5 protein-coding genes and 1 rRNA gene are annotated in these 6766 nt (G+C 70.9%); 2 read left to right on the forward strand and 4 right to left on the reverse strand.

What is annotated here, in order from left to right; all coding sequences use genetic code 11:
• Nucleotides 1–569: 569 nt before the first annotated feature.
• Nucleotides 570–1568: a tryptophan--tRNA ligase gene (gene trpS, locus K6I34_RS28320; protein ID WP_229330098.1), complete on the forward strand. Its 999-nt coding sequence runs from the start codon at nucleotides 570–572 to the stop codon at nucleotides 1566–1568.
• Between the two features lie 148 nt (nucleotides 1569–1716).
• On the opposite strand, the gene proC is transcribed toward trpS, so the two are convergent.
• Nucleotides 1717–2526, reverse strand: a complete 810-nt coding sequence (gene proC / locus K6I34_RS28325; protein WP_229330100.1) for a pyrroline-5-carboxylate reductase — start codon at nucleotides 2524–2526, stop codon at nucleotides 1717–1719.
• A gap of 349 nt (nucleotides 2527–2875) precedes the next feature.
• Here proC and K6I34_RS28330 point away from each other — a divergent pair, with 349 nt between their 5' ends.
• Nucleotides 2876–4375 (forward strand): SulP family inorganic anion transporter, encoded by a 1500-nt coding sequence (locus K6I34_RS28330; RefSeq protein WP_238489912.1) that lies wholly within the window; start codon nucleotides 2876–2878, stop codon nucleotides 4373–4375.
• A gap of 19 nt (nucleotides 4376–4394) precedes the next feature.
• On the opposite strand, the gene K6I34_RS28335 is transcribed toward K6I34_RS28330, so the two are convergent.
• The 3 genes from K6I34_RS28335 to rrf form a co-directional block, all read right to left on the reverse strand.
• On the reverse strand, nucleotides 4395–5507 hold the full coding sequence (locus K6I34_RS28335) for an NAD(P)/FAD-dependent oxidoreductase (protein WP_229330104.1): 1113 nt from the start codon (nucleotides 5505–5507) through the stop codon (nucleotides 4395–4397).
• 81 nt (nucleotides 5508–5588) lie between these two features.
• On the reverse strand, nucleotides 5589–6521 hold the full coding sequence (sigJ, locus tag K6I34_RS28340) for an RNA polymerase sigma factor SigJ (protein ID WP_229330106.1): 933 nt from the start codon (nucleotides 6519–6521) through the stop codon (nucleotides 5589–5591).
• Between the two features lie 125 nt (nucleotides 6522–6646).
• Nucleotides 6647–6763: ribosomal RNA gene (rrf, locus tag K6I34_RS28345) — 5S ribosomal RNA — on the reverse strand.
• Nucleotides 6764–6766: the final 3 nt, after the last annotated feature.

Raw genomic sequence — 6766 nt, forward strand, 5'->3', positions numbered from 1 at the left:
TTTGTACTCACCCTCGCGGGCTTTCCTCCGGGCGCTTCCCTTCGGCCTTTCGGCCTTTCGTGTTTCCAACCTTACCAGATCCGTTTTCCGTTCCGTTTCCGGTCCGAATCACTTTTCCGGCCCCCTGCTGGAGCGGGGTCCCGGCCTTTCAGCTTTCGCTTTTCCGGCCGCGCCTTCCGGCGTGATCACTACTTTAGCGGATTTCCCCGGCGACTCCTAATCGGAGTCCGGAACCGAATTCCGGGCAAGCCGAAATCCATCCCGTTCAGGGGCCGTGCAGTAGAGAGTGCCGCCGGTGCGGCGTGAGTGGCCGCCTCGCCGTCCCGTGGGACGCCGTGGCAACTCGAAGAACTCTACACGAGCCCGTAGATGCCATCAAACCCGTGGCGCAACCGGGTTTCCCAGGCGTACGGTCGTGCCATGACCCAGCATGCGCAGCACAGCAGCACCCAGCAGTGGTGGGCCGCCTGACGGCGGCCCCGTTACGTGCGCATGCATCCAACAGGCCGCCGCCTCGGCGGCCTTTTTGCTGTCCGGGGTGGCGGTCTCCCATCAGGGAGGAACCACCGATGACCCGGATCTTCAGCGGCATCAAGCCCACCGGCCATCTGACGCTCGGCAACCACCTCGGGGCCGTCCGCCAGTGGGTCGACGTGGACCAGCACAAGTCCGACGCCTTGTTCTGCGTCGTCGACCTGCACGCCCTGACGGTGGACCACGATCCCGCCCGGGTCCGCAGGCTCAGTCGTCAGGCGGCGACCCTGCTGCTCGCCGCCGGCCTGGACCCGGCGCGGTGCACGCTGTTCGTGCAGAGCCACGTCGACGAGCACACCCGGCTCTCCTACCTGCTGGAGTGCACGGCCTCCGACGGCGAGATGCGCCGCATGATCCAGTACAAGGAGAAGTCGGCACGCGAGCGCGCCACGGGCGGGAGCGTACGGCTCTCGCTGCTGACCTATCCGGTGCTGATGGCGGCCGACATCCTCGCCTATTCCGCGGACGAGGTGCCGGTCGGCGACGACCAGGCGCAGCACGTGGAGCTCACCCGCGACCTGGCGGTGCGCTTCAACCAGCGGTACGGGCACACCTTCACCGTCCCGAAGGCCGTGCTCCCCTCGGTGGCCGCGCGCGTCATGGACCTGGCGGACCCGACCTCGAAAATGGGGAAGTCGCACGCGGAGACCGGCGGAATCGTCTATCTGCTCGACGAGCCGGAGGTCGTCCGGCGGAAAATCATGCGTGCGGTGACCGACAGCGGCAGCGAGGTCGTATACGACCGCGAGACACGGCCCGGGGTGACGAATCTGCTGGAGATCCTCGCCGCGTGCATCGGCGGCAGCCCCGTGGAACTGGCCGAGGGGTACTCCTCGTACGGCGCGCTGAAGCGGGACACCGCCGAGGCCGTCCTGGAGCTGCTGCGGCCGGTGCGGGAGCGCCACGCGGAGCTGTGCGCCGACCCCGGCTATGTGGACGCCGTCCTGCGTACCGGTGCCGAGCGGGCCCGTACTCTGGCCCGCCCGACGGTCGACGCGGCCTACGCGGCGATCGGTCTCATGCCGCCCGCGTGACCGCGTCCCTGTCCGTGGCACCGGAGTCCGTGGCACCGGGAAGCCCCCGGCGCCACGGACAGCACCACGTACAGCGTCGCGCCTGACGTCAGGTCTGACGTCAGGTCTGGCGTCAGGTCTGGCGTCAGGTCCGGCGTCAGGTCCGGCGTCACGCCTGGCCCGAGGCCAGTTCGCGGCTGCGGTCGCGTGCCGCTTCCAGCGCGGCGATCAGCGCGGCCCGTACGCCGTGCCGTTCCAGCTCGCGGATCGCGCTGATCGTCGTGCCGGCGGGCGAGGTGACGGCCTCGCGGAGCTTGACCGGGTGCTCACCGCTGTCGCGCAGCATCACGGCGGCGCCGATGGCGGCCTGGACGATCAGATCGTGGGCCTTGTCCCGCGGGAGGCCCAGGAGGATGCCCGCGTCGGTCATCGCTTCGACGAGGAAGTAGAAGTACGCCGGGCCGGAGCCGGAGAGCGCGGTGGCCGCGTCCTGCTGCGACTCCGGCACCCGGAGCGTCTTGCCGACCGGCTTGAAGATCGCCTCGGCGCGGAGCAGGTGCTCCTCGGTGGCGTGGCTGCCCGCGGAGATGACGGACATGCCCTCGTCGACGAGGACCGGGGTGTTCGGCATGACGCGCACGACAGGCGTGCCGTGCGGCAGCTTCTCCTCGAAGAAGGCCGTGGGGACGCCCGCGGCCGCGCTGATGACCAGCCGGTCGGCGGGCAGGTGCGGGGCGAGCTCGTCGAGGAGCGCCGCCATGTCCTGGGGCTTCACGGCGAGGATGAGGGTGTCGGCGGTCTTCGCCGCCTCGACGTTGCTGACGGTCTCGACGCCGTAGCGGGCGCGGAGCGCCTCGGCCCGCTCGGGGCGCCGGGCCGTGACCAGCAGGTCTCCGGTCGACCAGCCGGCACGGATCATGCCGCTGAGGAGTGCCTCACCGATCTTCCCTGTGCCGAGGACGGCGACTTTCTGAGCCACGGGACTCACTCACCTCTTCTGCGCTGGACGGTCAGGGGGCGTGCCCGGCCATCTTCGCACCCGGCGCGTGTCCGATGCCGTGGCGCGTGGCACGTCCGGCACCACCGAGGCTCGCACCGGCGTGATCGGAGCAGACCGTTCCTGCCGGTCGATCCCGCGTTTACATCGCGGTAACACACCAACTGCCCAACGAGCGACCCGTCTTGGACAGAATGACCGCGGGTGTCGACGGCACGCTCCGTCACCCTTTGCCGTCCGGCTTGCCCCCGTCCCGACGTCGTCCGCGTACTGTCCGCGTACTGGAGGCAACCTCGTGGAGAAAATACCCTTCGGCCGTGCCCGGGAAGTCCTGCGGTCGGCCAAGCTCCGGTCAAACCCTCCCCGCCCCCGTCCTCGAGTCGATGCCGCCGCGTTCCGCGCCGACTTCACCGCCTCGCTCGTCGTCTTCCTCGTCGCCGTACCGCTCTCCGTGGGCATCGCCGTCGCCTCCGGAGTCCCGGTCGAGCTCGGGCTCGTCACCGGCGTCGTCGGCGGTCTCCTCGCCGGCCTGCTGCCGGGCAGCAGTCTGCAGGTCAGCGGGCCCGCGGCCGGGCTGACCGCGCTGGTCTGCGAAGCCGTGCGGGAGTACGGGCCGGCGGCACTCGGCGTCCTCGTGCTCACCGCGGGCGTGCTCCAGGTCGTGATGGGCCTGCTCCGTATGGGGCGCTGGTTCCGGGCGATCTCGGTCGCCGTGGTGCAGGGCATGCTGGCGGGCATCGGCCTGGTCCTCATCGCCGGCCAGCTGTACGCGATGGCCGGTGCCCGCCCTCCCGCCGGTGGCCCCGAGAAGCTCACCGGACTGGGTGACCTGGCCACAGGCACTCTGCTCTCGCCGGACGCGCTGTGGGCGGTCGCCGTCGGCTCGGGCACGATCCTGGTGCTGGTGGCCTGGCCGCGGTGGCGCCGGGCCGCCCGGGTGGTGCCCGCGCCCCTGGTCGCGGTCGCGCTGGCGACGACGGCCGTGGCCGTACCGCGCCTGCCGGTGGCCCGGATCGAGGTGAACGGCCTGCTCGGCGCGGTGCAGCCGCCGGACGGCGACGACTTCGCACGGCTGGGCGAGATGGGCGTCCTGGGCACGGTGCTGGCCTTCGCTCTCATCGCCTCCGCGGAAACGCTGTTCAGCGCGGCCGCGGTGGACCGCCTGCACCACGGGCCGCGCACGGACTACAACAAGGAGCTCATCGCGCAGGGCGCGGGCAACACCGTGTGCGGCATGCTCGGGGCCCTGCCCATGACAGCCGTGATCGTCCGCAGCGCCGCCAATGTGCAGGCGGGCGCGCGGACGAAGGCGTCCCGGGTGCTGCACGGCCTGTGGCTGCTGATCTTCGCCGCGCTGCTCCCCTGGGCCCTCGGCATCATCCCCGTCCCCGCACTGGCCGGCGTCCTCGTCCACGCCGGCTGGAAGCTGCTGCCCGTGCGCGAGGTGGCCCGGCTGTGGCGCGGGCAGCGCGGCGAGGCGGTGGTGCTGGTGGTGACCGCCGGGGCCATCGCGGTGACGAACCTCTTCGAGGGCGTGATCGTCGGACTCCTCATGGCCGTCGCGAAGGCGGCCTGGGAAACCTCGCACGTCCATGTGGAGACGGTCGAGACCGTGGACGGCGTCGTACGCGCCCGGGTGCTCGGCAGCGCGAACTTCCTGCGCCTGCCCGAGCTGCTGGACCGCCTGGAGAGGCTGCCCCGGCCGGGCCACGGCGTGGAGCTCGACCTCTCGGGCCTCCGCCACATGGACCACGCGTGCCGCACGGCTCTCAACGTCTGGGCGGAACGGCACACCGTACGGGCCAACGACTCGAGCCCGTCCGGGGTTTGAGCGCTCCGCGGTGACGGCCTCACGCGCCGCGGGGAACCGCACGGCGTGCCTTGGCCGCCGCCGAGCCGAGGAACCGGACGGTGGACCGCACGATCTGCTCCTTCACATACGCGGCGGACCGGCCGGTGAGCACCCAGGAGCGGGGCGAGTCGTCGGCCCGTACCGGCTGGATCAGCCCGTCCCGGCGGCCGAGGCTGATGCACTGCACCACGTAGCGGAAGTCGAGCGGCCGTGCCTGCCGGGAGCGGAGATCGGCGAGCACATTGGCCGCCGCGCGGCTGCCGGTGGGCATGGCCGTGGCACAGGCCATGCGGAGGTAGGTGCCCGCGGCGTCACCGATCGCGTAGACGGCGGGGTCGGTGACGGTCCGCAGCGTGGGGTCGACCGCGATGCGGCCGGATGCGTCGAGTTCCAGGCCCGCTCGGGCGGCGAGTCCGGTGACGGGGCGCATAGCGGTGGCCCAGACCGCGACATCCGTGTCGAGCTCGTCGGCGGAGGCGACCCTGCGCCCCTCTGCCACGCGCACACCCATGGCGGTGAGGGTGCGCCGGATGTGGTCACGGCCCTTGGGCGAGAGGCCTGCGCCGAGAGTGCCGGAGGTGGCCAGGCCGACCTGCCAGTCGGGGTGCGACTCGGCTGTTTCGGCGGCGAGTTCGATACCGGTGAGGCCTCCGCCGACGACGGTCAGCGTTCCGGGGCCGTCGAGGAGACGCTTGCGGAGTGCGGCGGCGGAGTCCGCGGTGTAGACCTTCTCGTCCCCTGTGCGCGTGCCGGTGTCGGTGTCGGTGTCGGCGTCGGTCACGCTGCCGGTGTCGGTCACACTGCCGAGCGCGTAGACGAGCCGGTCGTAGGCCAGAGCATGTCCGTCGTCGGTCAGTACCTGGCGGCTCGCGAGGTCGAGGTCGACGGCGCGGGAGGCCAGGTGCCGGATGCCGGTGCCTCGGAGGAGCCTGGCCAGCGGCACCGTCACCTCCGTGCCCGGGGTGACCAGTTGGTGGAGCCGCACGCGTTCGACGAAGTGGTCGTTCGGGGCGACGAGGGTGACCCGGACATGCGGGGCCAGCCGCAGGGCCGCGGACAGCCCCGCGTAGCCGGCTCCGAGGACGACGATGTGCTGCGCGTTCGTGTTCATGCCCTCCCGACGACGCAACGGACCACTCTGTGACAGCCGCGGTGAACGCTTTCGGCCAACCGCTTTCGGCTGGCCAGCGGCTCACAGGTAGGCGGGTGCGGACGTGGACGCGAGCGTACGGGGGTCGAGGTGCCGGAGCTTGTCGGGGTTGGCGACCAGGTCGACCTCGGTGATCCGGCCGTCGTGGACGGTGAAGGCGAGAACCATGAGCCGACCGCCCTCGGGATCGGAGAAGACGAGGCCCGGGGCACCGTTGACCTCGCGGAGGACCATGCGCATGGTCGCCGGGTCGAGGCCGCGGGCGACGCCCTGGACGAAGCGGGCCACCTTGCCGCTCCCGACGACCGGCCTGCGGGCGGCCGTCACCTTGCCGCCGCCGTCCGAGCACCAGGTCACATCGGGGTCGAGGGTGGTCAGCAGGGCCTCGAAGTCACCCTCCAGGACGGCGGAGAGGAACGCCTCGACGGTGCGCCGATGCTCGTTCCGGTCGACCGAACGGCGCGGCGCCTCGGCACGGACACGCTTGCGGGCACGCGAGGCGAGCTGCCGTACGGACATGGAGGTACGGCCGACGACCTCGGCGATGTCGCCGAAGGGGACGGCGAAGACGTCATGGAGGATGAGCGCGGTGCGTTCGGCCGGGGTGAGGCGTTCGAGTACGGCCATGAGGGCGAGGCCCACGGATTCGTCCAGCGTCACCTGGTCCTCGGGCGACGGTACGGCAGCAAAGCCGGCGCCCGAGGCGGCCGCGGCGGTGACAACGGGCTCGGGCAGCCAGGGACCGACATAGGTCTCGCGCCGGGCGCGGGCCGAGGTGAGCTGGTCGTAACAGATACGGCTGACGACCGTGGTGAGATACGCGGCGGGGTTGGCGGCTTCCCCTTCCGGCAGCGACTGCCAGCGCAGCCAGGCTTCCTGGAGAGCGTCGTCGGCATCGGCCACGGAACCGGTGATGCGGTAGGCCACGGCCCACAGCTTCTTTCGGTGCTCTTCAAAGTCGGCCAGGGCCGCCATGGGGTTCACCGGCTCCTTCCGGGGGCTGTGCAAGCGTCGAAGTCGAAGCCTCAGTCTGTCGGAAAACTGTCCGGAAATGCAGAAGAGCCCCGACAAACCTGTCGGGGCTCTTCCATCCAAAATTTGTTCGGCGGCGTCCTACTCTCCCACACGGTCCCCCATGCAGTACCATCGGCGCTGAAAGGCTTAGCTTCCGGGTTCGGAATGTAACCGGGCGTTTCCCTAACGCTATGACCACCGAAACA

The organism is Streptomyces sp. UNOC14_S4, assembly GCF_020740835.1.
In the GTDB taxonomy this organism is placed as follows: Bacteria; Actinomycetota; Actinomycetes; order Streptomycetales; family Streptomycetaceae; genus Streptomyces.

Excerpts from the sequence above, each read along its gene's own strand:
- K6I34_RS28335 (WP_229330104.1), bottom strand. The coding sequence starts at position 5,507 with ATGAACACGAACGCGCAGCACATCGTCGTCCTCGGAGCCGGCTACGCG.
- trpS (WP_229330098.1), top strand. The coding sequence starts at position 570 with ATGACCCGGATCTTCAGCGGCATCAAGCCCACCGGCCATCTGACGCTC.
- sigJ (WP_229330106.1), bottom strand. The coding sequence starts at position 6,521 with ATGGCGGCCCTGGCCGACTTTGAAGAGCACCGAAAGAAGCTGTGGGCC.